General features: G+C 62.7%; 25 protein-coding genes. 12 read left to right on the top strand and 13 right to left on the bottom strand.

Going from position 1 to position 23,539, the window contains the following annotated elements; genetic code table 11:
• The first annotated feature begins 33 nt into the window (after positions 1-33).
• Positions 34-372, top strand: a complete 339-nt coding sequence (locus ACIPO9_RS18935; RefSeq protein WP_274135198.1) for a multidrug transporter — start codon at positions 34-36, stop codon at positions 370-372.
• Here ACIPO9_RS18935 and ggt read toward each other — a convergent pair.
• The 6 genes from ggt to ACIPO9_RS18905 form a co-directional block, all read right to left on the bottom strand.
• Positions 354-2,096: a gamma-glutamyltransferase gene (gene ggt / locus ACIPO9_RS18930; protein ID WP_274135200.1), complete on the bottom strand. Its 1,743-nt coding sequence runs from the start codon at positions 2,094-2,096 to the stop codon at positions 354-356. The two genes, ACIPO9_RS18935 and ggt, sit on opposite strands and share 19 nt — an antisense overlap.
• Positions 2,097-2,175: 79 nt before the next feature.
• On the bottom strand, positions 2,176-2,427 hold the full coding sequence (locus tag ACIPO9_RS18925; RefSeq protein WP_081565136.1) for a YfhL family 4Fe-4S dicluster ferredoxin: 252 nt from the start codon (positions 2,425-2,427) through the stop codon (positions 2,176-2,178).
• A 99-nt stretch (positions 2,428-2,526) separates the two neighbouring features.
• The gene (gene coaD / locus ACIPO9_RS18920) at positions 2,527-3,006 is read right to left on the bottom strand and encodes a pantetheine-phosphate adenylyltransferase (protein WP_274135204.1); all 480 of its coding nucleotides are present in this window, start codon (positions 3,004-3,006) and stop codon (positions 2,527-2,529) included.
• Positions 3,007-3,191: 185 nt separating this feature from the next.
• Positions 3,192-4,790 (bottom strand): GMC family oxidoreductase N-terminal domain-containing protein, encoded by a 1,599-nt coding sequence (locus ACIPO9_RS18915; RefSeq protein ID WP_400782747.1) that lies wholly within the window; start codon positions 4,788-4,790, stop codon positions 3,192-3,194.
• A 27-nt stretch (positions 4,791-4,817) separates the two neighbouring features.
• Positions 4,818-5,357 (bottom strand): twin-arginine translocation pathway signal protein, encoded by a 540-nt coding sequence (locus ACIPO9_RS18910; RefSeq protein ID WP_400782744.1) that lies wholly within the window; start codon positions 5,355-5,357, stop codon positions 4,818-4,820.
• The gene (locus ACIPO9_RS18905) at positions 5,354-6,793 is read right to left on the bottom strand and encodes a coniferyl aldehyde dehydrogenase (protein ID WP_400782742.1); all 1,440 of its coding nucleotides are present in this window, start codon (positions 6,791-6,793) and stop codon (positions 5,354-5,356) included. Before ACIPO9_RS18905 ends, ACIPO9_RS18910 begins: the two co-directional genes overlap by 4 nt.
• A 166-nt stretch (positions 6,794-6,959) precedes the next feature.
• Between ACIPO9_RS18905 and ACIPO9_RS18900 the strand changes: the two genes are divergently transcribed.
• From ACIPO9_RS18900 to ACIPO9_RS18890, 3 genes are all read left to right on the top strand, one after another.
• The gene (locus ACIPO9_RS18900; protein WP_400782740.1) at positions 6,960-8,156 is read left to right on the top strand and encodes an MFS transporter; all 1,197 of its coding nucleotides are present in this window, start codon (positions 6,960-6,962) and stop codon (positions 8,154-8,156) included.
• 73 nt (positions 8,157-8,229) lie between these two features.
• A complete protein-coding gene (locus tag ACIPO9_RS18895) occupies positions 8,230-8,916 on the top strand; it encodes a TetR/AcrR family transcriptional regulator (protein WP_400782738.1) in 687 nt (228 codons plus the stop codon).
• A 61-nt stretch (positions 8,917-8,977) separates the two neighbouring features.
• On the top strand, positions 8,978-9,832 hold the full coding sequence (locus ACIPO9_RS18890; protein ID WP_400782736.1) for a sulfurtransferase: 855 nt from the start codon (positions 8,978-8,980) through the stop codon (positions 9,830-9,832).
• Between the two features lie 128 nt (positions 9,833-9,960).
• Here ACIPO9_RS18890 and ACIPO9_RS18885 read toward each other — a convergent pair whose 3' ends face one another.
• The 6 genes from ACIPO9_RS18885 to ACIPO9_RS18860 form a co-directional block, all read right to left on the bottom strand.
• Positions 9,961-10,284, bottom strand: a complete 324-nt coding sequence (locus ACIPO9_RS18885; protein WP_400782733.1) for an AzlD domain-containing protein — start codon at positions 10,282-10,284, stop codon at positions 9,961-9,963.
• Positions 10,281-11,003, bottom strand: a complete 723-nt coding sequence (locus tag ACIPO9_RS18880; protein ID WP_274135219.1) for an AzlC family ABC transporter permease — start codon at positions 11,001-11,003, stop codon at positions 10,281-10,283. Before ACIPO9_RS18880 ends, ACIPO9_RS18885 begins: the two co-directional genes overlap by 4 nt.
• A 176-nt stretch (positions 11,004-11,179) precedes the next feature.
• On the bottom strand, positions 11,180-12,190 hold the full coding sequence (locus tag ACIPO9_RS18875) for a hydrolase (RefSeq protein ID WP_400782782.1): 1,011 nt from the start codon (positions 12,188-12,190) through the stop codon (positions 11,180-11,182).
• Entirely contained in the window at positions 12,183-12,803 is a 621-nt protein-coding gene (gene rsmD / locus ACIPO9_RS18870) for a 16S rRNA (guanine(966)-N(2))-methyltransferase RsmD (RefSeq protein WP_400782731.1), read from the bottom strand. Before rsmD ends, ACIPO9_RS18875 begins: the two co-directional genes overlap by 8 nt.
• Complete coding sequence (locus ACIPO9_RS18865; RefSeq protein WP_400782779.1) at positions 12,803-14,299, bottom strand: M16 family metallopeptidase; 1,497 nt, start codon at positions 14,297-14,299, stop codon at positions 12,803-12,805. The genes rsmD and ACIPO9_RS18865 overlap by 1 nt, the downstream gene beginning before the upstream one ends.
• 8 nt (positions 14,300-14,307) lie before the next feature.
• On the bottom strand, positions 14,308-15,660 hold the full coding sequence (locus ACIPO9_RS18860; protein ID WP_274135226.1) for a pitrilysin family protein: 1,353 nt from the start codon (positions 15,658-15,660) through the stop codon (positions 14,308-14,310).
• 260 nt (positions 15,661-15,920) lie between these two features.
• Between ACIPO9_RS18860 and ftsY the strand changes: the two genes are divergently transcribed.
• The 4 genes from ftsY to rpoH all read left to right on the top strand — a co-directional run bounded on the left by ftsY (position 15,921) and on the right by rpoH (position 20,136).
• Positions 15,921-17,453, top strand: a complete 1,533-nt coding sequence (ftsY, locus tag ACIPO9_RS18855) for a signal recognition particle-docking protein FtsY (protein WP_400782729.1) — start codon at positions 15,921-15,923, stop codon at positions 17,451-17,453.
• Positions 17,450-18,121, top strand: a complete 672-nt coding sequence (gene ftsE, locus ACIPO9_RS18850; RefSeq protein ID WP_274135230.1) for a cell division ATP-binding protein FtsE — start codon at positions 17,450-17,452, stop codon at positions 18,119-18,121. Before ftsY ends, ftsE begins: the two co-directional genes overlap by 4 nt.
• Positions 18,118-19,143 carry a permease-like cell division protein FtsX gene (gene ftsX, locus ACIPO9_RS18845; protein ID WP_274135232.1) on the top strand — a complete coding sequence of 342 codons (1,026 nt, stop codon included), beginning with the start codon at positions 18,118-18,120 and terminating at the stop codon, positions 19,141-19,143. The genes ftsE and ftsX overlap by 4 nt, the downstream gene beginning before the upstream one ends.
• Before the next feature lie 138 nt (positions 19,144-19,281).
• Complete coding sequence (gene rpoH, locus ACIPO9_RS18840) at positions 19,282-20,136, top strand: RNA polymerase sigma factor RpoH (RefSeq protein WP_274135233.1); 855 nt, start codon at positions 19,282-19,284, stop codon at positions 20,134-20,136.
• Between the two features lie 170 nt (positions 20,137-20,306).
• Here the strand turns inward: rpoH and mtgA are convergent, their stop codons facing one another.
• On the bottom strand, positions 20,307-21,017 hold the full coding sequence (gene mtgA / locus ACIPO9_RS18835; protein WP_274135234.1) for a monofunctional biosynthetic peptidoglycan transglycosylase: 711 nt from the start codon (positions 21,015-21,017) through the stop codon (positions 20,307-20,309).
• Positions 21,018-21,096: 79 nt separating this feature from the next.
• On the opposite strand from mtgA, the gene ACIPO9_RS18830 reads away from it, so the two are divergent.
• From ACIPO9_RS18830 to trmB, 4 genes are all read left to right on the top strand, one after another.
• Entirely contained in the window at positions 21,097-21,480 is a 384-nt protein-coding gene (locus tag ACIPO9_RS18830; RefSeq protein WP_400608707.1) for a DUF423 domain-containing protein, read from the top strand.
• A gap of 208 nt (positions 21,481-21,688) precedes the next feature.
• Positions 21,689-21,889: a sulfur carrier protein ThiS gene (gene thiS, locus ACIPO9_RS18825; RefSeq protein ID WP_296186335.1), complete on the top strand. Its 201-nt coding sequence runs from the start codon at positions 21,689-21,691 to the stop codon at positions 21,887-21,889.
• 67 nt (positions 21,890-21,956) lie between these two features.
• The gene (locus tag ACIPO9_RS18820) at positions 21,957-22,751 is read left to right on the top strand and encodes a thiazole synthase (RefSeq protein ID WP_400782725.1); all 795 of its coding nucleotides are present in this window, start codon (positions 21,957-21,959) and stop codon (positions 22,749-22,751) included.
• Positions 22,752-22,806: 55 nt separating this feature from the next.
• Complete coding sequence (trmB, locus tag ACIPO9_RS18815; RefSeq protein ID WP_400608733.1) at positions 22,807-23,520, top strand: tRNA (guanosine(46)-N7)-methyltransferase TrmB; 714 nt, start codon at positions 22,807-22,809, stop codon at positions 23,518-23,520.
• Positions 23,521-23,539: the final 19 nt, after the last annotated feature.

The raw sequence follows: 23,539 nt of genomic DNA, 5'->3' as shown, positions 1-23,539 counted from the left end.
CATCACTATTTGCCGAGCCTGAAGGACCACGCCATGAGCCCGTTTCGCATTCTCGCTGCTACCCTGGCCCTGTTTTTTGGTTTGCAGATGACACCTGCCATGGCTCAGGTCGAGGCCTCGGGCGGGGATGATCCCGTCTATCAGATCCAGAATCCGCCAGCCTACGCGATGATCGGCGACTTGCTGGTCGCCCGCCCGCTATTGATTGTCGCGACCGTGCTGGGCGCCGGCCTGTTCGTCATCGCCTCGCCGTTCGCGGCCGCAGGCGGCAACCTCGGCGCCACCGGCAAGGCGCTGGTGGTCGATCCGGGCAAGGCCGCGTTCGTGCGCTGCCTGGGCTGCACCACCAGCGGCTACGGCAAGCACGACTGATCGGCGCAGGCCCGCATCAAGCTCAATGGCGCAGTCGGTTTGAATATCTCTGAAACCCCGATGCCGCGAGGATCGCTCGCGGCTTCCACGCGGGCGTTGTTCTTGCGCCACAGCAGCACCTGCTGATTGCCGAAGTCGCGCTTGGTCTCCCGCAGCCGATAGCCGCGTTCGCGCAAGTCGGCCAGTTCCTCTTCCGTAAACGCCCCCGGCTCATACTCCATCACGTCAGGAATGTACTGGTGGTGATAGCGCGGCACCGATGCCCAGTTGGCGATGGGCTGTTCGTCCAGGTACTGCAGCATCGACAGCAGCACCATGCTGGGAATCCGGCTGCCCCCTGGCGTGCCAAAGGCGGTGAACGCGTTCGGGCCTTCGATGAAACTGGGGCTCATGCTCGACAGCGGGCGCTTGCCCGGTTCGATGATGTTCGCCTGGCTGCCGACCAGACCGTAGGTGTTGCTGCCCTTGGGATCGACGGCGAAGTCATCCATCTCGTCATTGAGAATCACCCCGGTACCCGGCACGGTGAAGGTCGAGCCAAACGGCAGGTTCAGTGACAGGGTCGCGGCGACGGCGTTGCCTTCGTTGTCGAGCACGGCAAAGTGGCTGGTGTTGTCCCCTTCACGCCAGCGCGGGGCGGGCGGCAGGATGTTGTTGGGCGTGGCCCGGTGCGGGTCGATGCTGGTGGCCAGTTCCATCAGATAGTCCGGGGCAAGTACCTGCGCCACCGGGTTGGGCACGAAATCAGGATCGCCGAACAGCACCCTGTCGCGATAGGCCCGGCGCAGCACCTCGACCACATAATGGGCGCGCTGCACCTTCTCGGACTCGCGCCACGGCAATTGCTGCAACATGTACAGGCTCTGCGCCAGCGCCACGCCGCCGGCCGAGGGTGGCGGGGCGCTTATGAGTTCGCGCTGATCCGCCAACTGGAAGCGCAGCGGCGTGCGGGTGATGACGTCGTATTCTTCGAAATCGTGGTAGTTCCAGACCCCACCCGCCGCCCGAACCCCGCTCACCATCGCCTGGGCCGTCAGCCCACTGTAGAAACCTGCGCGGCCTTTATCGGCCAGACGGTCCAGGGTCTGGGCCAGTTCCGGTTGCTTGATGATCTCGCCCAGCTCCGGCACGTCGTTGTTACGCAGGAACAGCCGGGCGCTCTCCTTGTTCTCCCGCAGCGCAAACAGCCGCCAGCTGGCGCGATCGCGATAGACCTCATCGACCTTGAAGCCGCGGTAGGCGATGCGGATGGCCGGGGCCAGAGAGATGGTGAGCGGCAGGCGGCCATAACGCTCGGCCAGTTCGACCAGCGCGGCAGGTAGACCGGGAATGGCTGCGGCCATCGGGCCGTTCAGGGAAAGATCGGGCTGGGCGATGCCATGGCGGTAGAACATCTTGCTCTTGGACTTGAGTGGCGCTTTTTCCCGCGCGTCCAGGAACTGGTACTGCACAGGCTCCCCGGCCTGACGCAGCAGAAAGAAGCCGCCGCCACCCATTCCCGAGCCGTAGGGCTCGACCACGGCAAGGGTCGCGCTGATGGCGATGGCGGCGTCGAAGGCGTTACCCCCATCGACCAGAATTTCCCGACCGGCGGCGGTCGCAATGGGGTGGGGGCTGGCGATAGCCGCCTGATCCGGATGATCCGGGCTGGCCTGGGTGGTGAAGGCGCACAGGAAAAGCGCAGCGCCCACCGAGGACGGAACCCGCGAAAGCTTCGATGTCATGCGTATCTCGCTCAGGTCAACAGGCATTACAGCCAGTGTCTTCGGCGAAAGCGCGGATGCCGACAGGATATGCCTTCGGTTATGCCTTACTGGTAATCAACGTGTACTTGGCCATGAGCTCGTCCTTGCTCTCCACGTGGTTTTCATCCAGCGGAATGCAATCCACAGGGCACACTTGCTGGCATTGCGGTTCATCGTAATGGCCGACGCACTCGGTGCACAGGTTCGGGTTGATTACGTAGATCTCCTCGCCTTGAGAGATCGCTTCGTTCGGGCACTCGGGTTCGCAGACGTCGCAATTGATGCAATCGTCGGTGATGATCAGGGACATGGATACTCCTGCCACGGTCGACACCGGGGCATATAAACACTAATGCGGCGAATTGTGCCGCATTAGCGCTGCATATGCACCTGGACCGTGACGTCCGGGCTAGGGTTTGAACCTTTCGCTCAGCGCCTGGGCGACCGCAGGATGTACGAATTTACTGATATCACCGCCTAACGCTGCGATTTCTCTGACCAGCGTAGATGAAATGAATGAATAGCGTTCGGACGGGGTGAGAAAAAGACTTTCGACGTCCGGAGCCAGCTGCCGATTCATGTTGGCCAGCTGGAATTCATATTCGAAGTCAGAAACGGCGCGCAAACCGCGCAGCAGGATGTTGGCGTTCTGCTCCTTGGCAAAATGCACCAGCAGACTGGAAAAGCCCACGACTTCGACGTTGGGCAAGTGTTTGGTCACCTCGCGGGCCAGTTCGACCCGTTGATCGAGTGTGAACAGCGGGTTTTTCTTCGGGCTGGCCGCCACCGCGATCACGACCTGATCGAACAGGCGAGCGGCGCGCTCGACCAGATCGCCGTGGCCCCGGGTGATTGGGTCGAAGGTGCCTGGGTACAACGCTCGGTTCATCGGATCGTCCTGATGTCGCAGTGCAAAAGGGAACCGGGATGGTAGCGTAGCGGGCTCGCGGGGCCAAGTCGCAGGTCGGCTATCGCGCCCCCCGTAGCAGCACGGCTTGCCGGCGGGAGTGTTGTATCTGCAACCAATCCATCGACTGACGCCCCGCCCCCGCCGGCAAGCCGTGCTGCTACGGATCAAGTTGGCGGGTTGAGGCGCTCGGCCAGCGCCGTCGCCAGTTGCGCGGTCAGCCCGTACACCGACAGCTGCGGGTTGGCGCCGATGCTGGTGGGGAACAGCGAGCCGTCATGAACCGAGAGGTTCTCCAGTTGATGATGGCGCCCCAGGCTGTCGACCACGGCCTGCGCGGGGTCCTCGCCCATGGCGCAACCGCCCATCACATGGGCGCTACCCAGCCGGGTGAGGAAAATTTTCAGCTTCAGAGAGTCGATCAGCGTGCGTGCCTGGGCAGCGGTTTTCACGTAGTCCGCATCGCCATGCAGCGGCATCACGGCCCGAGCGCTGCCGGCGAACTGGATCTCGGCCATGCTGTGCAGAGCGCGACGCACGCCCTCCCAGGCGTAGGGCGAAACCTGGTAGTCCAGCACCGGCGTGTCGTCGTCGCGCAGGTGCACGGTGCCACCCGGGCTCTGCGGATGAAACCCGTCGCGCAGCAGCGCCAGCATCATGTGGGTGTGAGGGAGTTGCGCCATGCGCTCGGCATTGGCGGGGCCGTACCTTCCGAGCAGGGTGCTGGCCAGTGCTGGTTGCAACGGCGGCACTTCGAGCTTGTAGGCCATGGGCCCGGTGACGCCGTCACGCCACTGGAAATGATCGGAGTAGATCGACTGCGGCGCCCCGTAAAACGGGTTTATCACCTGATCGAACAGCCCGGCGGAAAACACCGTCAAGTGCAGAAAGGTACGTTTGCCCAATCGCTCGTGCGGGTCGGGAGCCTTGGAACGCATCAGCAGTGCGGGGCTGTTGATGCCACCCCCGGCCAGCACCGTGTGGCGCGCCTTCACGGTGATCCTGCGTCCGGTGGGCGCCACGCAGCGCGAGTCCATCGCCTGGCATTCCACGCCCGTAACCTTGCCATTCTCGATGATCAGACGCTGGGCACGGCTCAGGTACAGCAGCTCGCCGCCCTTATCCAGCATCGCCGGGATAGTGGTCACCAGCATCGATTGCTTGGCATTGGTCGGGCAGCCCATGCCGCAGTAACCCAGGTTCCAGCAGCCGCGCACGTTGCGCGGAATCACGTGCCAGCTGTAACCGAGCTTTTCGCAGCCTTGGCGGATCACGTCGTTGTTGGCGTTCGGTGGCATGATCCAGGGCGCTACGCCCAATCGCTGTTCCATCTTGTCGAACCAGGGCGCCATCTCGGCGGCGCTGTGACCCGTGACGCCATGTTCCCGCGCCCAGTGCTCCAGCGTCTGGTCCGGCGTGCGAAAGCTCGACGTCCAGTTCACCAGCGTCGTGCCACCCACGGCCCGGCCTTGCAGAATGGTGATCGCGCCGTCCTTGCTCATGCGGCCAATGCCTTCCTGATACAGGGTCGAGTAGGCCTGATCCTCCAGCAGGGTGAAGTCGGAGCTGGTTTTCAGCGGGCCTTCCTCGATGATCAGCACCTTGAGCCCGGCGCTGCTGAGGATCTCAGCGGTGGTGCCGCCGCCTGCGCCACTGCCAATGATGGCGACATCCGCCTCCAGCGTCAGATCGCTCTCAAGGCGCGAGCCATCGTGAGTTTTCCATCCGCGTGCGAGACCTTCGCGAAACGTGTCGGGAACTGGCATGGAACCTCTTCTTATTGTTGTATGGGTTCAAATCTTCGGTGGTCCGGGATAGCCGCAACCCGCCCAGGATTGCGGTTGGCTGTACCAGGCCATGAGCACCAGCTGCAGCAGAGAGCTGTGTCCCTGACGCAGCAGGTCCAGCGAACTGTTCTCCCAGCGGCTGAGAAAGTGGCGAATCTGTCCGGGCTCGGCGTTTTCCCATGGGCCCCAGATCCCAGTCAGCGGCCCGCGGGTGATGGCCATAGCCAGCACGTCGAACAGTTGCCGGGTGAGCTTGAGCATTTCCGGCGACAGGTGCGAAAGGCCGCTGTCCAGGCCGCGCAGGGTGAGCTCGGTGGCGGATTGCGGGGTAACGCCCGTCAGCGCGCCATCGAGCATCACCGGGATCACGGCCAGCAAAAACGGCAGGTCGCTGGTGCGCAACGCATCGAATCCGGGCGCCGTGTCGCTGCTGGAGCAGCCGCTGAGGCTGGCCGTCACGCCCGCCGTTGCCAGAAATGCGGTGGCGCCGACGCTGAATTTGAGCAAGCCCCGTCGGGAGAGCCCATCAACGGCCTGGGCGCTCATCGCACGAACAGCCGCTGGATCAGCTTCTGGATCGCCTTGCCATAGGGCGGGTAAATCAGCCGGGCAGCGTTGAAACGTTGCTTGATGAAGACGCCTTTGGCTTTGCTGAACGTCAGGAAACCCTCGTGCCCGTGGTAGTGCCCCATGCCGGATGGCCCGACGCCGCCGAAGGGCAAGTCGTCCTGGGCGACGTGCAACAGGGTGTCGTTCAGACACACTCCGCCAGAATGAGTCTGTTCCAGCACGCGTTTTTGCTCCGCCTTGTTGTAGCCGAAGTAGTAGAGCGCCAGTGGGCGAGGGCGTTGGTTGATGTAGTCAAACGCCTGCTCGATCCGTTCATAGGGGACGATCGGCAACAGCGGGCCGAATATCTCGTCCTGCATGACCAGCATATCGTCGCGCACATCCAGCAGGAGGCTGAACGGCATGCGCCGGCCCTGGCCTTGCCCGTACAGCGAGACAACCCGCGCACCTTTGTCCGTTGCATCCTGCAGGTAGCTGTTCAGCCGCGCCAGATGCCGGAGATTGATGATCGCGGTGTAGTCCGGGTTGTCAGCGAGCGTGGGATAAAACCCGGTAACCGCCTGTTTGTAGGCATCGACGAATGCCTCGACACGATCCTTGGGGACCAGCACGTAGTCCGGCGCCACACAGGTTTGTCCGGCATTCAGCGTTTTGCCGAAGGCGATGCGTTCGGCGGCGTCTTTGAGCGGTACGTCATGGGCCACGATGGCTGGCGACTTGCCGCCCAGCTCCAGCGTGACAGGGGTGAGGTTTTCAGCTGCGGCGCGCATCACGTGGCGCCCGACGCTGGTCGCACCGGTGAACAATAAGTGATCGAACGCAAGCTTCGAAAACGCGACGCCGACCTCTGCCTCGCCCAGTACCACGGCCACCAGGTCCTCAGGAAACACCCTGGCGAACAGGGTCTTGAGCAATTGACCGGTGGCGGGCGTGGATTCACTGAGCTTGAGCATTACCCGGTTGCCTGCCGCCAGGGCGCCGACCATCGGGCCAATGGCCAGATAAAGCGGGTAGTTCCACGGCACGATCACCCCGACCACGCCGAGTGGCTGATAAACGACTTTTGCCGACGCGGGCTGAAACGCCATGCCCACGCTGCGCCGGGCCGGGCGCATCCATTTTTTCACATGGCGGCGGGCGTAATGGATGTTGTGCAGGCTGGGCATCAGTTCGGCAAGCAGCGTTTCGTCGGCACTGCGGTTGCTGAAATCGGCGCTGATGGCTTCGATCAGGGCCTGACGTTCATCGCTGAGCAACTGCCGCAGGCTGTCGAGCCATTGCAGGCGCTGCCCGGCCCCTGGCATCGGGTTCGCAGCGAAGGCCTGACGCTGAAGATCGAAGAGGCGCTCAAGCTCATGATGCGAGGCGGGGTCGTCATCTGGCAGGGGCGAGCGGAGGGATTCGACAGGCATCGCTGCTGTTCCTTTTTGATTTTATAGAATGGTTTTAGAGTTATTGCTCTATAAAGTCAAATCCTGCAAATCAGCAGGCCAAACCTTGCACGTGGGCAGGCTCGGGGCCAGACTGTTTGCCGCGCTTTCCTGAGCTGCCGCTCGTGATGTCTGACATGGAGTCTCAATGCGCACGGACTATTTAGCGTTCTTCTTTTCCCTGTTTCTCTCCCGGCTTGCCGACCAGATCCTGCTGTTTCTCGTACCGCTGATCGTCTTTCAGACCACCAACAGCGCGGCTTGGGCGGGCCTTGCGTTCTTCGTCGAAACGCTGCCGCGCTTCCTGGCTTTTCCGATCTGCGGGGCGCTTTGCGATCGTTTTTCACCGATCCGTCTGCTGCACATCAGCCAGGTCTACCGCGCCGGGCTCTGTCTGCTGGCGATGGTGCTCTATGGCGTGTTCGGCGGGCTGTACTGGCTGGTGCTGCTGTCGGCAATCTGCGGTGTCCTGACGACCCAGGGCATCATGGCCCGTGAAGTGGTGATGCCCCATGTGTTCGCTGACTATCGCTACGGCAAGACGCTTTCCTACTCGCAGATCGCCGATCAGACCGGTCTGGTGCTGGGGCCTTTGCTGGCGGCGATGTCTCTGGAGTTCTGCCCATGGCCTGGGGTGGTGCTGGGTGCGGCGATGCTGTTTGGCCTGGCGGATGTTGCGATGCGCGAATGGCAGCGCAGCAGTGACTTCAAGCTCGACCCGCCCGGGCATGGCACAGCTTCCTGGATTGAGCCGCTGAAAACCGCGTGCGGGCACATCGCTCGCATCCCGGAGTTGAAGAAGATCATCTGCCTGGCGGTGGGTGTGAACCTCATCGTCGGGGTGACGCTGGCAAGCTCGGCGGCGATGGTCATTGGCAGTCTGGAGCAGAGCAAGGATTTCTATGCCGGGCTTCAGGCGGCGGGGGCGCTGGTCACGATCGGCATTCTGTTCGTGCTGGCGCGCATCGACCTCCCGCTCAAGGTGCTGGGCGCCTTGTCCTACCTGGCTATCACCCTGGGCGGACTGTTGATGGCCACGGGCGCTGCGTCGGCAATCTACGTTCTGGGCTTTCTGCTGGTGGTCGGCTTCGACAAGATGTTCAACATCTACATGCGCAGCATTCGTCAGCGTGTGATTCCGACGCGCGACTTCGGCAAGACCGTTGGCGTGATCACGCTGCTCAACAATCTCTCCCAGCCGCTGGCCGGTTTGCTGGTCGGGATGCTGGCTGCACCGCTGGGGTTGCGCGGGGTGATTCTGGTGCTGACGCTGCTGGCCGGGGTGATCGCGATTGCCGTGGTTGTGGTCGCCCGGACGAAAAGTGTGACGCCCCTCCAGTCGTGATGGCTGCCCCGGGCGTCGATCCTTGCGTTAAGATCGAGCACATCCCTGTTACATTCCAACGTTCGAGTCGAGCATGGCGCCGCGCATCAAGACACTCCGCATCAAAACCCGAGAACGCATCGTGCAGACCAGTCTGGAGCTGTTCAATCTGCAGGGCGAGCGCAGTGTCAGCACCAACCACATCGCGGCCCACATGGAAATTTCGCCGGGCAACCTGTATTACCACTTCCCCAACAAGCAGGCGATCATTGCCGAGCTGTTCACCGAATATGAAGCCCTGGTGGACAGCTTTCTGCACCTGCCCAAGGGTCGGCTTCCCGACGTTGAAGACAAGCGCCATTACCTGTTGGCGATCCTCGACGGCATGTGGCGCTATCGCTTCCTGCATCGGGATCTCGAGCATCTGCTCGACGCCGATCCTGAGCTGGCGGCGCGTTATCGGCGTTTTTCCCAGCATTGTCTGCTCAAGGCCATGGCGATTTACGGCGGCTTCGTCGAGGCGGGGATTCTGCAGATGGACAAGGTGCAGATCGAGTCGCTGACGCTCAATGCGTGGATCATCCTTACCTCGTGGGTGCGTTTTCTCTGCACCACCCGTGAGAATTCCGCTCACCTGAACGAAAACGCCATCCGTCGCGGCGTCTATCAGGTGCTGATGCTGGAACTGGCCTACGTCACCCCCGATGCGCGGGAAGCGGTCCATGGGTTGTGCCAGGAATTTTTCGTGCCGCTGACCAAGGCACTGGAAGAGGCTGGCTGAACAGCCCTTCGCACCGATTGTTTTTCGCTTTAGCCATTTTTACTGTCTGCAGGAGTCTGTCATGTCCATCGCGCAACTGATAAGCCCGCAACAACTGGCCGAACGGCAAAAGAAACCGGGGCTGGTGATCCTCGATTGTCGCTCATCCCTGGATGATCTGGACTACGGCCAGCGCAGCTATGCCGAGGGGCATATCGAGGGTTCTTCCTACGCCGACCTGCTCAATGACTTGAGCGGTCCCATCACCAGGGGCGTCACGGGGCGTCATCCGTTGCCCAACCCTCAGGTGCTGATCGAGCGTTTGCGTTTCTGGGGTGTGGATAATGACAGCGAGATCGTGCTCTACGACGACGGTCCCGGCGCCTACGCCGCCCGTGCCTGGTGGTTGCTGGCCTGGCTGGGCAAGCGCGATGGCGTGTTCGTGCTCGATGGCGGCCTCAAGGCCTGGCACGGCGCGGGCCTGCCTCTGAGCCTGGACCCGCCGGAGCATCGCGAGGGCAACTTTCAGGGCAAGCCGGACGACTCGCTGGTGCTGAGCGCGGCGGACGTGCAGAGGAAACTCGACAAGCCGGAAGTGACTCTGATCGATGCCCGGGCCCCGGCGCGTTTTCGTGGCGAGATGGAGCCGATCGATCCGGTGGCGGGGCACATCCCTGGCGCCCAATGCGCGGCGTTCACTGACAATCTCGGGGCGGATGGACGCTTTTTGCCCGCCGACCAGCTCAAGCAGCGTTTCGCCCAGACCTTGAACGGACGGCCTGCCGAGAAACTGGTGGCCTATTGCGGCTCGGGTGTGACGGCGTGCCACAACCTGTTCGCCCTGTGCCTGGCGGGTTACCCGTTGGGGCGGTTGTATGCGGGGTCGTGGAGTGAGTGGATCAATGATCCACAGCGCGGCGTCGCGACCGGGGAGTAAGGCCGAACACCGCCCCGCGGGCAAGCCCGGCTGCTACGGGAAATGGTCGGGTCTCGATTTTGCGTACACCCACAATCCTGTAGCAGCACGGCTTGCCGGCGGGTGCGGTCTTGAGGTCGGCGACGATCCTAGATCTGCCCCATCGCCCAGCGCAGCAAGAAGAACACCGCCAGCCCGCCACCGATGGTCGCCAAAAGGTTGCGGGTCAATGCGGCGATGGCAATGGCAATGATGCCGGCCAGCAGGTAAGCGTTATCCAGCGACAACTGCCAGTGCTGGCCATCCGGGAGCAGCATGCCGGGCACCACGATGGCGGTCAGTACCGCAGTGGGCACGTAATGCAGGCCTTGGCGCACCACCGGCGGGAAGCGCAGGTTCGGCCAGGCGAACAGGCTGTAGCGCATCAGGAAAGTGATCGCGGTCATGCCCAGAATCAGCCACCAGTAACTCATGAATGCACCTGCGTGCCAGACGCGGCACCCTTGATCTGCCGACGCTCCAGAATCACGCCGACGGCAATCCCGCTGAACGCCGCGGCCATCAAGCCCAGTTTGTAGGGCCATGCCCATGTCATCAGCGCCACTGCACCTGCAGCCAGCGCCGCCGCCACTTGCGGTTGATTGCGCAGCATGGGCACGACGATGCCGATGAACGTCGCCAGCATCGCAAACTCAAGCCCCCAACTCGCCATATCCGGCACCGCCTGCCCGAACAGCACCCCCACCAGCGAACTGCCCACCCAGCAGGCATACAGCGAGCAGGTCACGCCCAGCCAGTACCAGTGGGCCAGCGGCGATTTGCCGTGCACCAGGTAGTAGCGCTGGACCACGGCGAAGGTTTCATCGGTCAGCCAGAATGCCAGCAACAGGCGCCAGCGTTGCGGCATGCCCTGAACCTGGGGTTGCAGCGTGGCGCTGTACAGCACGTGGCGCAGGTTGACGATCAGGGTCGTGAGCAGGATCACCACGGCGCTGGCGCCCGCGCCCATCAGGCTGATGACGATGAACTGCGCGGAACCGGCGTAGACGAACAGCGACATCCCGACCGCCTGCCACAGCGACAGGCCGCCGACGCCGGCCAGGGTTCCGAAGATGATGCCGAACGGCGCAATGCCAAACAGCATGGGCACGCTGTCTCGAAGGCCGCGAACGAAGAGTGGATAGCGGGACATGGGTTTTCTCCTTATGTCCCGGATGGTAGGCCGGTGCGGGCGGTGTGTCTTGAACGATCCTGCAAGGTTTGACACCCCTGTAGGAGCGCGCTTGCCCGCGATGGCGGAGTGTCAGGACCCGTATTAGGTACAGATACCCCGCCATCGTCCGAATGCGGCCCAGACCAAGCGCGCTCCTACAGTGGGGAGTGTTCGCTGCCATGCACATCCACCAGCCACTGCGGAATGCGCTGCTCCAGGTAATAACTCGGTGTCCTGATCGAGCCACCGACGAAGCCCACGTGCCCGCCCTTGTTCTGCAAATCGAACTCGGTGCTGGACGACAGCTCGCTGGCATCGGGCAGGCTGTGCCTGAACACGAACGGGTCGTCCAACGCCTGCACCAGCAGGGTCGGGGTGCGAATCGCTCCGAGAAAGTAGCGGCTGGAGGCCCGGCGGTAATAGTCGTGGGCGTCGAGAAAGCCGTTCAACGGCGCGGTGACCTTGCCGTCGAACTCCCAGAAGGTGCGCAGGTTTTCCAGCGAACCCAGCGCGGCCAGTTCAGCCAGCCCTTCACTCAGGCCTTCATGCTGAAAGCGCCGTTGCTTGTCGCGGATATAGCCGACCATCTCGCGCATGAAATGCCGCTGGTAGACCTTGGAAAAACCCTGGCCGATGCGGTCTGCACATTCATCCAGACGAAACGGCACCGACACCGCAGCCGCCCCTTGCAGGTGGCTGTCCAGGCCCGATTCGCCAAGGTGCTTGAGCAGGATGTTGCCGCCCAGCGAATAGCCAACCGCATACAACGGCGCCAGTGGCCGGGCGGTGCGGATGTGATCGATCGCGGCGGCCAGGTCTTCGCTGGCGCCTGAGTGGTAACTGCGCGGCAGCAGGTTAGGTTCGCCCGAGCAGCCACGCCAGTTCAGCGCAGCGCTGGTCCAGCCCCGTTTGGCCATGGCCTGTTGCAGGCCGGCCACATATGGCGAGTTGGAAGAACCGGTCAGCCCGTGCAAGACCAGCACGACCGGCACTTTGGCGTCATGGGGGCCATGCCAGTCGATGTCGAGGAAGTCGCCGTCTTCGAGCCAGATGCGTTCGCGGCGGCGCTCCAGATGAACGGTCTTGCGCCACAGCGGCCCCCACAGGGTTTGCAGGTGAGGGTTGCCCAGGCCGGTCGCCGGGACGAACGGGCGGCTGTCAGTGATCGGTGCCACTTCGTTCCCACAGCGCGTAGTACACCTGGCCAGCCTTCTTCTCCCGATGCAGGCGCCAGTTGCCCGGCATGCCCAGCGTCGAAGGCGCGGTTTCGCTCTCGGTATAGATCCAGGCGTCGTCGGCCAGCCAGTTGCGTTCCTCCAGCAGGGTGCAGGCAGGGGCCAGCAGGTTCTGGTGGAACGGCGGGTCGAGGAAGATCACGTCGAACTGTTCAGCTGGCTGTGTCTCCAGGTAACGCAATGCATCGCCTGTGGACGTCTTGCCCACGGTGCAGCGCAAGGTGCCCAGGTGCTCGCGCAGGCTGGAAATGGCGGCAGAGTTGGTGTCCAGCGCCAGGCCCATGCTCGCACCGCGTGACAGCGCTTCGAGGTAGAGCGCGCCGCTGCCGGCGAACGGGTCGAGCACGCGAGCGCCCTCGATATAAGGCGCCAGCCAGTTGAACAGGGTTTCACGCACCCGGTCCGGCGTCGGGCGCAGGCCTGGGCCGTCAGGGAAACTCAGACGCCGACTGCGCCATTCGCCGCCGATGATCCGCAGTTGGCCAAGGCCCGTGTGAATTTTGTGGCCTTTGTGGATACGCGGCGGCTTGGAAGTCGAGGTCATCAGTGCTCCGGAACGCCGAGGGGTTGCTCGGCAGGTCTATCAGTAGGGGGTGGCAGAGGCTTCTGCGGGACGGTGGGACCGGCGGTCACGACGACCAGCTTGTCAACGTCCAGGTGTTTGTTCATTACAGCCTTGATCTGCTCGACCGTAACGCTCTGAGACTGCGTCATGAAATCTTCGAGGTAGCTCAGGGGCAGATTATAGAAGCCAATGGCACCCAATTGGCCAACGATGGCCGAGTTGCTCGCGGTCGAGAGCGGGAAGCTGCCCGCCAGCTCGCGCTTGGCGTCGTCCAGTTCCTTCTGGGTAGGGCCGTTGGCAAGGAAGTCGCGGGTGATGTCCTTGACCAGCTTGAGGGTGTTTTCACTCAGTTCGGCGCGGGTCTGCAGGCCGATCATGAAAGGCCCCTGGGCCTGCATCGGGGTGAAGCCCGACGAAACGCCGTAGGTCAGGCCGCGCTTTTCACGCACTTCGGTCATCAGGCGGCTGCCGAAACCGCCGCCGCCGAGGATCGAGTTGCCCAGCGACAGCGCGGCGTAATCGGGGTCGGCGCGGTCGATGCCCAGCTCGGCCAGCATCAGGTGAGTCTGCTTGGACGGGAACTCGATATGGGTATCGCCCGGCTGGGGCGCGGTCGGCGCGACGGTTTTCGCCAGCGCGGGGCCTTTTGGCAGCGAGGCCGAGACCTGCGCCGCGACAGCTTCGGCATCGGCGCGAGACAAATCGCCCACCAGCGCGATCACCGCGTTGCCAGCGGCATAAGCCTTGGCGTGAAAGGCCTTGAGCTGCGCCAGGGTGATCGGCGTGATGCTCTTGGCGGTGCCCATGCTCGGGTGCGCGTAGGGGTGATCGCCATACAGGCGCTTGAACAGCTCGTCGCCCGCCAGCTTGCCGGGGTTCTGCTTCTGATATTCGAAGCTGGCCAGCAGCTGGTTCTTGATACGCGCCAGCGAGTCGGACGGGAAGGTCGGCTTGCCCACCACTTCCGAGAACAGCTTCAAGGCCGGATCGCGTTTGTCGGGCGCGCTCAGGCTGCGCAGCGAGGCGATGGCCATGTCGCGATAGGAGCCGTTGTTGAAGTCGGCACCCAGGCCTTCGAAACCTTCGGCGATGGCGCCGACGTTCTTGCCTTTGACGCCCTCGTTGAGCATGGCGTTGGTGATCAGTGCGATGCCCGGTGTGGCGCCATCCTGGCTGCTGCCTGCGGCGAACAGCAGGCGCATGTCGAACATGGGCAGTTCGTGGGCTTCGACGAACAGTACGCGGGCGCCTTCAGCGGTGTTCCACGACTGGATGTTCAAGGTGCGCCTGGCAGGTGCCTTGCCGTCCAGTTCCTTGAGGGTTTCAAGCCTGGAGGCCGCCTTGTCGATGGCTTTTGGTGTTTCTGCAGGTGCCTGGGTGGCCTCCTCGGCGAAGGTCTGGGTGGCGCCGAACAGCCCGAGGGTGACGGCCAACAGCAGAGCAGGGGCCCGCTTCGGTGCGAAGCGTGTCTCGATGCGCCGGGTCATTGGGCTTTCTCCTCTGGCAGTACGTGCGCGACGGCCAGGCGTTCGCGGGTGAAATAGGTGCGTGCGGCTTTCTGGATGTCTTCGGGCGTGACGCTTTGCAGGTCAGTCAGCTCCCGGTCGATCAGCCGCCACGACAGGCCGACGGTTTCCAGCTCGCCGATGGTGCTGGCCTGGCTGGTGATCGAGTCCCGCTCGTACACCAGGCCGGCAATGACCTGGGCGCGAACCCGCTCGAGCTCTTCCTTGGTCGGCGGCTTGTTCTTCAGCTCATCGAGCAGGCGCCAGATGCCGGCTTCGGTGTCCGCCAGGGTTTTCTTCTTCTGCATGTTCGGCGTGGCGCTGATGGTGAACAGGCTGTCGCCACGGGAGTAGGCGTCATAGCTGGACGACGCGCCGGTAACCAGCTCCTCGCCACGCTCGAGACGGGTCGGAATGCGGGCACTGTAGCCGCCGTCGAGCAGGGCGGAAATCAGGCGCAGGGCATTGACCGACTGCGGGTCAGTTGCGGTGGACAGGCTCGGCACGTTGAAGCCGTACATCAGGCTGGGCATCTGGGTGGCCACATGCACGGTAATCTGGCGCAGGCCGGGCTCGGCCAGTTCCAGCGGTTTTTTCGACGGCGGAACGTCACGGCGCGGGATCGGCCCGAAGAAGCGCTCGGCCAGGGCCTTCACTTCGTCGGGTTTCACGTCGCCGACCACCACCAGCGTGGCGTTGTTGGGCACGTACCAGGATTCGTACCAGTGGCGCAGCTCCTGGACGGTCATGCGGTCCAGGTCGGCCATCCAGCCGATGGTCGGCGTGTGGTAGCCGCTGGCCGGGTAGGCGATGGCCTTGAAGCGCTCGTAGGCCTTGGCGTTGGGCTTGTCATCGGTGCGCAGGCGGCGCTCTTCCTTGATGACTTCGATTTCCCGGGCGAATTCTTCAGGCGGCAGGCGCAGGCTGGCCATGCGGTCGGCTTCCAGCTCGAAGGCCACGCTCAGGCGGTCCCGGGCCAGCACCTGGTAATAAGCGGTGTAGTCGTCACTGGTGAAGGCGTTCTCTTCGGCGCCCAGGTCACGCAGGATCAATGAGGCTTCACCGGGGCCAGCCTTGGAGCTGCCCTTGAACATCATGTGTTCCAGTGCATGGGACAGGCCGGTCTGGCCGGGCGTCTCGTAGCTGGAGCCGACCTTGTACCAGACCTGGGACACCACGACCGGGGCGCGGTGATCTTCGCGCACGACGACCTTCAGGCCGTTTTCCAGCGTGAACTCGGAAGTGGGTTGAGGATCGGCGGCCATGGCTGCGAGGGGCAAACACAATGTGCCGAGCAGAAGGCCTGCGGCACGGCGGGCGAGAGCATTCATTCGTAATTTGAACCTTCGAGACGGCCTGCGTGAACTTAGCGTCGGCGGGCGCGGGGGTGTTAGGATAGCGACCAGTTTGCTCGCCTACCACGACTAAGATGTAGGAGTTTTCGGATACGTTGTGTCCGACGGCGGATCCCGGCATAGCGCTGTGCCCGCCCGGCAGATGAACAAGCGGACATAAAAGCAGTCTGTTTCGCATACAGAATTTTTCAGAGGCGCCGGTCTGGCGCGTCGCTACCTTGAGATAGCCGTCCTCCATGTTTGGTTCCAACGACGACAAGAAGACCCCAGCCCCGGCTGGAGAGAAGAAAGGCCTGTTCGGATGGCTGCGCAAGAAGCCGCAGGAAACCGTCGCCGAGCAGCCCAAGGACTTGCCCGCAGCAGCGCCTGAGCCAGTCGCCGAGTCGACGCCGCCCGTTGCTGAGCCGCAGATCGCCCCGCCTATTCCCCCAGCGCCAGCGCCTCAGCCCACTGCGGCCTTCGAAGCCCCTGCGCCTGTTATCGAGCAGCCAGCGGGCGAGCCATGGCTGAAACTGCCGGTCGCTGAAGAGCCGGTGGCGCTGACTGACGAAGCCGAGCCCCACGTCACTCCGCAGATTCCGGCGTACACCGCGTCCCACGTGCAGCCAGAGGTCGTCGAGCCTGCCCCGGTGCAAGTGCCGCCGGTGGTTGAGCCCACTCCCGTTGCCACGCCTGACCCTGTCGCAGCTGACGACTTGCCAGCCTTGTCCCAGCCAGCGCCGCTCGCCGCACCGGTTGCTGTCGCGCCTGTCGCAGCTCCAGTTGCTCCAGTTGCCCCGGTAACCCAGCCAGCGCCTGTCGTGGTCGAGGCTCAGCCTCAGCCCGTCGAGCCCAAGCAGCCGGGCTTCTTCGCCCGCCTCAAGCAAGGCCTGTCCAAGACCAGCGCCAGCCTGGGTGAAGGCATGGCCAGCCTGTTCCTGGGCAAGAAGGCCATCGACGACGACATGCTCGACGAGCTGGAGACCCGGTTGCTGACTGCCGACGTCGGTGTGGAGGCAACGTCGCTGATCGTGCGTAACCTGACGCAGAAAGTGGCACGTAAACAACTGACCGACAGCGACGCGCTTTATAAATCGCTGCAGGCCGAGCTGACCGAAATGCTCAAGCCGGTCGAAGCGCCGCTGGTGATCGAACAGCAGCACAAGCCGTTCGTGATCCTGGTGGTCGGCGTCAACGGCGCCGGCAAGACCACCACCATCGGCAAGCTGGCGAAGAAACTCCAGCTCGAAGGCAAGAAGGTCATGCTGGCCGCGGGCGATACGTTCCGCGCCGCCGCCGTCGAGCAGCTGCAGGTCTGGGGCGAGCGCAACAAGATCCCGGTCATCGCCCAGCACACCGGCGCCGACTCCGCATCGGTCATCTTCGACGCCGTGCAGGCCGCCAAGGCTCGTGGCATCGACGTGCTGATCGCCGACACGGCCGGTCGCCTGCACACCAAAGACAACCTGATGGAAGAGCTGAAAAAGGTCCGCCGGGTCATCGGCAAGCTGGATGAAGCCGCGCCTCACGAAGTGCTGCTGGTGCTGGATGCCGGTACCGGGCAGAACGCCATTAGCCAGGCCAAGCAGTTCAACCAGACCGTGAACCTGACCGGCCTTGCCCTGACCAAGCTCGACGGCACCGCCAAGGGTGGCGTGATCTTCGCCCTGGCCAAGCAGTTCGGGCTGCCGATTCGTTACATCGGTGTCGGTGAAGGCATCGACGATTTGCGGACTTTCGAGGCCGAACCCTTTGTTCAGGCCCTATTCGCCGAGCGGGAGCGCACATGATTCGTTTCGAACAGGTCGGTAAACGCTATCCGAACGGACACGTCGGCTTGCATGAGCTGAGCTTTCGAGTACGTCGTGGCGAGTTTCTGTTTGTAACCGGCCACTCCGGTGCCGGTAAAAGTACCCTGCTGCGCCTGTTGCTGGCGATGGAGCGCCCGACTTCCGGCAAGCTGCTGCTGGCCGGGCAGGACCTGGGCCAGATCAGCAACGCGCAGATCCCATTCCTGCGTCGCCAGATCGGCGTGGTGTTCCAGAACCACCAGTTGCTGTTCGACCGCACGGTTTTCAACAACGTCGCGCTTCCTCTGCAGATTCTCGGCCTGTCCAAGGCCGAAGTGACCAAGCGCGTCGACTCGGCGCTGGAGCGCGTGGCGCTGTCCGACAAGGCCGAGCTGTACCCTGGTGACTTGTCCACAGGACAGCAGCAGCGCGTCGGCATCGCTCGCGCCATCGTTCACCGCCCGGCCTTGCTGCTGGCGGACGAACCGACCGGTAACCTCGACCCACGGCTGGCGGCAGAAATCATGGGTGTTTTCGAAGATATCAATCGCCTGGGCACCAGCGTGCTGATCGCCAGTCACGACCTGGCCCTGATCGCGCGCATGCGCCATCGCATGCTTACCCTGCAACGCGGCCGACTGATCGGTGACGGGGAGGCCAGCGCATGAGCGCCACTCGTAGCCCTAAAGTGTCCGAGCGTGTCGCACCCAAGGTGGCCGAACCTGCGCCGCCGAAGAAAAAGAAACACGATGATGACGACGGCCCCGGCTTCGGCCAGCTTTTCCACGCCTGGATAGAAGCTCACCGTTCGAGCCTGCTGGACAGCTTGCGTCGCCTGGGCAAGCAGCCGATCGGCAGCTTTTTCACCTGTCTGGTGATGGCGGTAGCGTTAAGCCTGCCGATGGGCCTGTCGTTGCTGCTGAGCAACGTCGAGCGTCTTGGCGGCTCCTGGCAGCGCGCGGCGCAAATCTCGCTTTATTTGCAACTGGATGCTTCGTCGGCAGAAGGTCAGGGTCTGGTGACCCAGATCAAGGAAATGCCCGGTGTCGCCGAAGCCGAGTACATCAGCCGCGATCAGGCGCTGAACGAGTTCCAGCAGCAGTCCGGCCTGGGGGAAGCCCTCAAGGAACTGCCGGAGAACCCGCTGCCGGGCGTGGTGCTGGTCACGCCGCAGGAAGTTGACAAGGCCGCGCTGGAGGCATTACGTACACGCCTTGCCGAGTTGCCGAAGGTGCAGCAGGCCCAGCTGGATCTGGTCTGGGTCGAGCGCCTGGCGGCGATTCTCAAGCTGGGTGACCGCTTTGTCTTCGGGCTCACGGTGCTGTTGGTCGGTGCGCTGTTGCTGGTGATTGGTAACACCATCCGTCTGCACATCGAGAACCGTCGTACGGAAATCGAGGTCATCAAACTGGTGGGCGGTACTGACAGCTACGTGCGCAGGCCCTTCCTCTATATGGGGGCGATCTACGGCCTGGGCGCAGGGATCTTCGCCTGGGGCGTGCTGGCCTTTGGCCTGGACTGGCTGAACGATGCGGTCATCAAGCTGGCGGGGCTGTACGGCAGTGATTTCTCGCTGGCCGGTGTGCCGCCCGCCGACGGTCTGTCGCTCTTGCTTGGGGCCGTGTTGTTGGGGTATATCGGTGCGTGGATTGCCGTTGCACGCCATTTGAGAGAGCTGGCACCTCGTTGAGTGTTAATGTTCATATAATGTTTTCAGTGTAAATATTGTTTCATCTATTGACTTTTCAGCTAAGGGAACTTGTCTCGCGGTTCCCGGTCAATTTCGCAGTGCTGAACTGCACGAGTCATGTGTAGGAGGTTTTTTCGTATGACCAATTCTTTGCAACCTGCTTATGCCCTGGTTCCCGGTGCAAACCTGGAAGCCTATGTGCACACGGTGAACAGCATTCCGCTGCTGACTCCCGAGCAGGAGCGTGAACTGGCCGAGAGTCTCTATTACGAGCAGAATTTAGAGTCGGCCCGCCAGATGGTGCTCGCCCATCTGCGTTTCGTCGTGCACATCGCACGTAGCTATTCCGGTTACGGCCTGGCTCAGGCAGATCTGATCCAGGAAGGTAACGTCGGCCTGATGAAGGCTGTAAAACGCTTCAACCCTGAAATGGGCGTTCGTCTGGTGTCGTTCGCTGTGCACTGGATCAAGGCCGAGATTCACGAGTTCATCCTGCGCAACTGGCGCATCGTGAAAGTCGCCACCACCAAGGCTCAGCGCAAGCTGTTCTTCAACCTGCGCAGCCAGAAAAAGCGTCTGGCCTGGCTGAACAACGAAGAAGTGCACCGCGTGGCTGAAAGCCTGGGTGTGGAGCCGCGTGAAGTGCGCGAAATGGAAAGCCGCCTGACCGGTCAGGACATGGCGTTCGACCCGGCAGCCGAAGCTGACGACGACAGCGCATTCCAGTCGCCGGCCAACTATCTGGAAGACCATCGCTACGACCCGGCTCGCCAGCTGGAAGATGCCGACTGGACTGACAGCTCGACGGCCAACCTGCACGAAGCGTTGAACGTGCTGGACGACCGCAGCCGCGACATCCTCTACCAGCGCTGGCTGGCCGAGGAGAAAGCCACGCTGCACGACCTGGCCGAGAAGTACAACGTGTCTGCCGAGCGTATTCGTCAGTTGGAAAAGAGCGCGATGAACAAGCTCAAGCTGTCGATTGCCGCGTAAGCGAAAAGCCGCAATGCAAAACGCCCCGAGATGATCGGGGCGTTTTTGTTTGGGAGTTCAGCGCCATACGTTGTAGGAGCGCGCTTGCCCGCGACCGCAGTGCATCAATGACCGATCTGTTCGCTGACACATTGCAGTCGCGGGCAAGCGCGCTCCTACAGGGGCAGCTGTTACCACTGCCGCCGATTGTTTATCCCCACCAGATAATCATCCCCACCCAACTGCCGCATCTGCTGGCGGATCCAGCCGGCGCGGCGTGAGACGTAGCTGCTCGGGTGGCTGGCGCTCCATTCCCGCGGGTTGGGCAGCACGGCGGCCAGGTAGCTGGCCTGCTGGGTCGATAGCTGGCTGGCGTTGACGTGGAAGTGATGCTGCGCGGCGGCCTGGGCGCCGAAGACGCCGTCGTCCCATTCCACGCTGTTGACGTACACCTCGAGAATCCGCTGCTTGGACCAGAACACCTCGATCAACCCGGTGAACCAGGCTTCCAGGCCCTTGCGCAGGTAGCTGCGGCCGGACCACAGGAACAGGTTCTTCGACACCTGCTGGCTCAGGGTGCTGGCGCCGCGAATGGAGCCGCCACGCTCGTTGTGAACCAGTGCGGCCTGGATGGCGTCGATATCGAAACCCCAGTGCTCGGCGAATTTCTGGTCTTCACCGGCGATCACCGCGACTTTCAGGTCATCGGAGATCTTCTCCCACGGCTCCCAGTCGCGCTGCAGGTCAATGGGCTGGCCGTCGAACCAGGATTCGATCTTGCGCTCGACCATCAATGCGGTAAACGGAGGAGGCACGAAACGGAAAATCAAAACCAGCACGACACTTGCCGCTGCGAACCAGAGCAGGCCTTTGGCGACACGACGAAGGAGAAAACGCAGCATAGAGATGGCTTGGCCGAACCCGTTGAGCGGGCCATTATACAGACCACGGGCCATTGAACGACTTCGCAGGGAGCTGCACATGTTACGAACCTTTCTGATGTTGGCTGCATTCTTCGGATTCACCGGCGTTGCCCTCGGCGCATTCGCAGCCCACGGCCTGAAGAACCGCCTGACGCCGGAGTACCTGGCGATCTTTCACACCGGTGTGCTCTATCAGTTGATTCACGCCCTGGCGATTTTCGGCGTGGCGATTCTGGCGACGCAGATTCAAGGGCGGCTGGTCAGCTACGCCGGGATCGCCTTCGTGCTGGGCATCCTGCTGTTCTCCGGCAGCCTGTACCTGCTGACCCTGACCGGCGTCAGCAAGCTGGGCATCATCACGCCGATTGGCGGACTGTGCTTTCTGATCGGCTGGTTCATCCTGGGCTGGCTCGCGTGGCGGCTGGGGCTGGATACCCTCTAAACCACGACACCCAACCCGTAGCAGCGCGGCTTGCCGGCGGGAGCGGTGTGTCAGGCAACACTTCAGGCACTGATACACCGCCCCCGCCGGCAAGCCGTGCTGCTACGGGGCTCTAGACCTGTGCAGGACGAATGGCGCGCCTTTGCCTTGGGAATCCTGACTGATCGGGCTAGAATGCACGCCCCCTAAAATGATGGCTGCCCTTCGCATGCGCATTCAGTTGAACGGTGAATCCTATGAACTGCCCGACGGCGAGACCGTTGCGGCGTTGCTGACCCGTCTGGACCTGGCCGGGCGCCGTATCGCGGTCGAGCTCAATCTGGATATCGTCCCGCGCAGCCAGCACGCCTCCACGGCGTTGAATGAGGGCGATCAGGTCGAAGTGGTGCACGCCATCGGCGGCGGCTGATCCGCAGCGCCGCAGCCTGCCTGATCCAGAAGAACTGCAAAAACCTCAACCGTAAAGAGGATTTTCGATGAGCAATGTTCGTAGCGACAAGCCGTTCACAGTGGCCGGTCGTACTTTCCAGTCGCGCCTGTTGGTCGGCACTGGCAAGTACAAGGATATGGAAGAAACCCGTCTGGCCATCGAAGCCTCGGGCGCCGAGATCGTCACCTTCGCTGTGCGCCGTACCAACCTCGGCCAGATCGAAGGCGAACCGAACCTGCTCCAGGTGCTGTCACCGGATCGCTACACCTTCTTGCCCAATACGGCTGGCTGCTACGACGCCATCGAAGCCGTGCGCACCTGCCGCCTGGCCCGTGAGCTGCTCGACGGCCACAACCTGGTCAAACTGGAAGTACTGGCCGACCAGAAGACTCTGTTCCCCAACGTGATCGAAACCCTCAAGGCCGCCGAAACGCTGGTCAAGGAAGGCTTCGACGTGATGGTCTACACCAGCGATGATCCGATCATCGCCCGCCAACTGGCTGAAATCGGCTGCTGTGCGGTCATGCCGCTGGCCGGTCTGATTGGCAGCGGTCTTGGCATCTGCAACCCGTACAACCTGCAGATCATCCTCGAAGAATCGAAAGTCCCGGTGCTGGTCGATGCCGGTGTCGGTACTGCATCCGACGCCACCATCGCCATGGAGCTGGGCTGCGAAGCGGTGCTGATGAACTCGGCCATCGCCCATGCGCAGCAACCGGTCCTCATGGCCGAAGCCATGAAACACGCCATCCTGGCAGGCCGCATGGCTTACCTGGCTGGTCGCATGCAGAAGAAACTCTATGCCAGCGCGTCCTCGCCGCTGGATGGTCTGATCAAGTAAGAGCCTGTTGATGATTGATTCGCAAAGCAGCGACCCACTTCCGGACGACGAAGTGATGAACGACGAAGACGGTAAAGAGCAGGGCGATGACAGCCATCACCGGCGCATCAAGAGCTTTGTGATGCGCGCCGGACGCATGACCGAAGGCCAGCAGCGCGGCCTGGATCAGGGCCGCCCGCTGTTCGTGCTGCCACTGGCCGACGCGCCTGTCGATTACGACAAGGTGTTCGGCCGCTCGGCGCCGCGCACCCTGGAAATCGGCTTCGGCATGGGCCACTCGCTGCTGGAAATGGCAGCGGCGGCGCCTGAGCAGGATTTCATCGGCGTTGAAGTGCATCGTCCGGGTGTCGGTGCGCTGCTCAATGGCGTGCTGACTCAGGGCCTGACCAATGTGCGGGTCTACGATTGCGATGCGATCGAAGTGCTCAACCGCTGCGTGGCCGACAACAGCCTGGACCGCCTGATGCTGTTTTTCCCGGACCCATGGCACAAGTCGCGTCACCACAAGCGCCGTATCGTCCAGGCCGAGTTCGCCGCGCTGGTGCGCAGCAAGCTCAAGCCAGGCGGCATTCTGCACATGGCCACCGACTGGGAGCCTTATGCCGAGTACATGCTGGAGGTAATGAACGTCGCGCCGGGCTATCGCAACCTAGCCGAAGACGGCAAATGCGTCCCGCGCCCTGCGGAACGTCCGATCACCAAGTTCGAACGCCGTGGTGAGCGGTTGGGGCATGGGGTTTGGGATTTGAAATTCGAGAAGCTGGCGTAAGTTCGCCTGACCCTCGTAG

Source organism: Pseudomonas sp. NPDC090203 (assembly GCF_044746765.1).
Lineage (GTDB): Bacteria > Pseudomonadota > Gammaproteobacteria > Pseudomonadales > Pseudomonadaceae > Aquipseudomonas > Aquipseudomonas putida_AD.
This window is presented reverse-complemented; position numbering and strand designations above follow the sequence as displayed.

What these genes read in the sequence shown, in the direction of transcription:
- ACIPO9_RS18935 (WP_274135198.1), top strand. Translation starts at nt 34, where the DNA reads ATGAGCCCGTTTCGCATTCTCGCTGCTACCCTGGCCCTGTTTTTTGGT.
- ggt (WP_274135200.1), bottom strand. Translation starts at nt 2,096, where the DNA reads ATGACATCGAAGCTTTCGCGGGTTCCGTCCTCGGTGGGCGCTGCGCTT.
- ACIPO9_RS18925 (WP_081565136.1), bottom strand. Translation starts at nt 2,427, where the DNA reads ATGTCCCTGATCATCACCGACGATTGCATCAATTGCGACGTCTGCGAA.
- coaD (WP_274135204.1), bottom strand. Translation starts at nt 3,006, where the DNA reads ATGAACCGAGCGTTGTACCCAGGCACCTTCGACCCAATCACCCGGGGC.
- ACIPO9_RS18915 (WP_400782747.1), bottom strand. Translation starts at nt 4,790, where the DNA reads ATGCCAGTTCCCGACACGTTTCGCGAAGGTCTCGCACGCGGATGGAAA.
- ACIPO9_RS18910 (WP_400782744.1), bottom strand. Translation starts at nt 5,357, where the DNA reads ATGAGCGCCCAGGCCGTTGATGGGCTCTCCCGACGGGGCTTGCTCAAA.
- ACIPO9_RS18905 (WP_400782742.1), bottom strand. Translation starts at nt 6,793, where the DNA reads ATGCCTGTCGAATCCCTCCGCTCGCCCCTGCCAGATGACGACCCCGCC.
- ACIPO9_RS18900 (WP_400782740.1), top strand. Translation starts at nt 6,960, where the DNA reads ATGCGCACGGACTATTTAGCGTTCTTCTTTTCCCTGTTTCTCTCCCGG.
- ACIPO9_RS18895 (WP_400782738.1), top strand. Translation starts at nt 8,230, where the DNA reads ATGGCGCCGCGCATCAAGACACTCCGCATCAAAACCCGAGAACGCATC.
- ACIPO9_RS18890 (WP_400782736.1), top strand. Translation starts at nt 8,978, where the DNA reads ATGTCCATCGCGCAACTGATAAGCCCGCAACAACTGGCCGAACGGCAA.
- ACIPO9_RS18885 (WP_400782733.1), bottom strand. Translation starts at nt 10,284, where the DNA reads ATGAGTTACTGGTGGCTGATTCTGGGCATGACCGCGATCACTTTCCTG.
- ACIPO9_RS18880 (WP_274135219.1), bottom strand. Translation starts at nt 11,003, where the DNA reads ATGTCCCGCTATCCACTCTTCGTTCGCGGCCTTCGAGACAGCGTGCCC.
- rsmD (WP_400782731.1), bottom strand. Translation starts at nt 12,803, where the DNA reads ATGACCTCGACTTCCAAGCCGCCGCGTATCCACAAAGGCCACAAAATT.
- ACIPO9_RS18860 (WP_274135226.1), bottom strand. Translation starts at nt 15,660, where the DNA reads ATGAATGCTCTCGCCCGCCGTGCCGCAGGCCTTCTGCTCGGCACATTG.
- ftsY (WP_400782729.1), top strand. Translation starts at nt 15,921, where the DNA reads ATGTTTGGTTCCAACGACGACAAGAAGACCCCAGCCCCGGCTGGAGAG.
- ftsE (WP_274135230.1), top strand. Translation starts at nt 17,450, where the DNA reads ATGATTCGTTTCGAACAGGTCGGTAAACGCTATCCGAACGGACACGTC.
- ftsX (WP_274135232.1), top strand. Translation starts at nt 18,118, where the DNA reads ATGAGCGCCACTCGTAGCCCTAAAGTGTCCGAGCGTGTCGCACCCAAG.
- rpoH (WP_274135233.1), top strand. Translation starts at nt 19,282, where the DNA reads ATGACCAATTCTTTGCAACCTGCTTATGCCCTGGTTCCCGGTGCAAAC.
- mtgA (WP_274135234.1), bottom strand. Translation starts at nt 21,017, where the DNA reads ATGCTGCGTTTTCTCCTTCGTCGTGTCGCCAAAGGCCTGCTCTGGTTC.
- ACIPO9_RS18830 (WP_400608707.1), top strand. Translation starts at nt 21,097, where the DNA reads ATGTTACGAACCTTTCTGATGTTGGCTGCATTCTTCGGATTCACCGGC.
- thiS (WP_296186335.1), top strand. Translation starts at nt 21,689, where the DNA reads ATGCGCATTCAGTTGAACGGTGAATCCTATGAACTGCCCGACGGCGAG.
- ACIPO9_RS18820 (WP_400782725.1), top strand. Translation starts at nt 21,957, where the DNA reads ATGAGCAATGTTCGTAGCGACAAGCCGTTCACAGTGGCCGGTCGTACT.
- trmB (WP_400608733.1), top strand. Translation starts at nt 22,807, where the DNA reads ATGAACGACGAAGACGGTAAAGAGCAGGGCGATGACAGCCATCACCGG.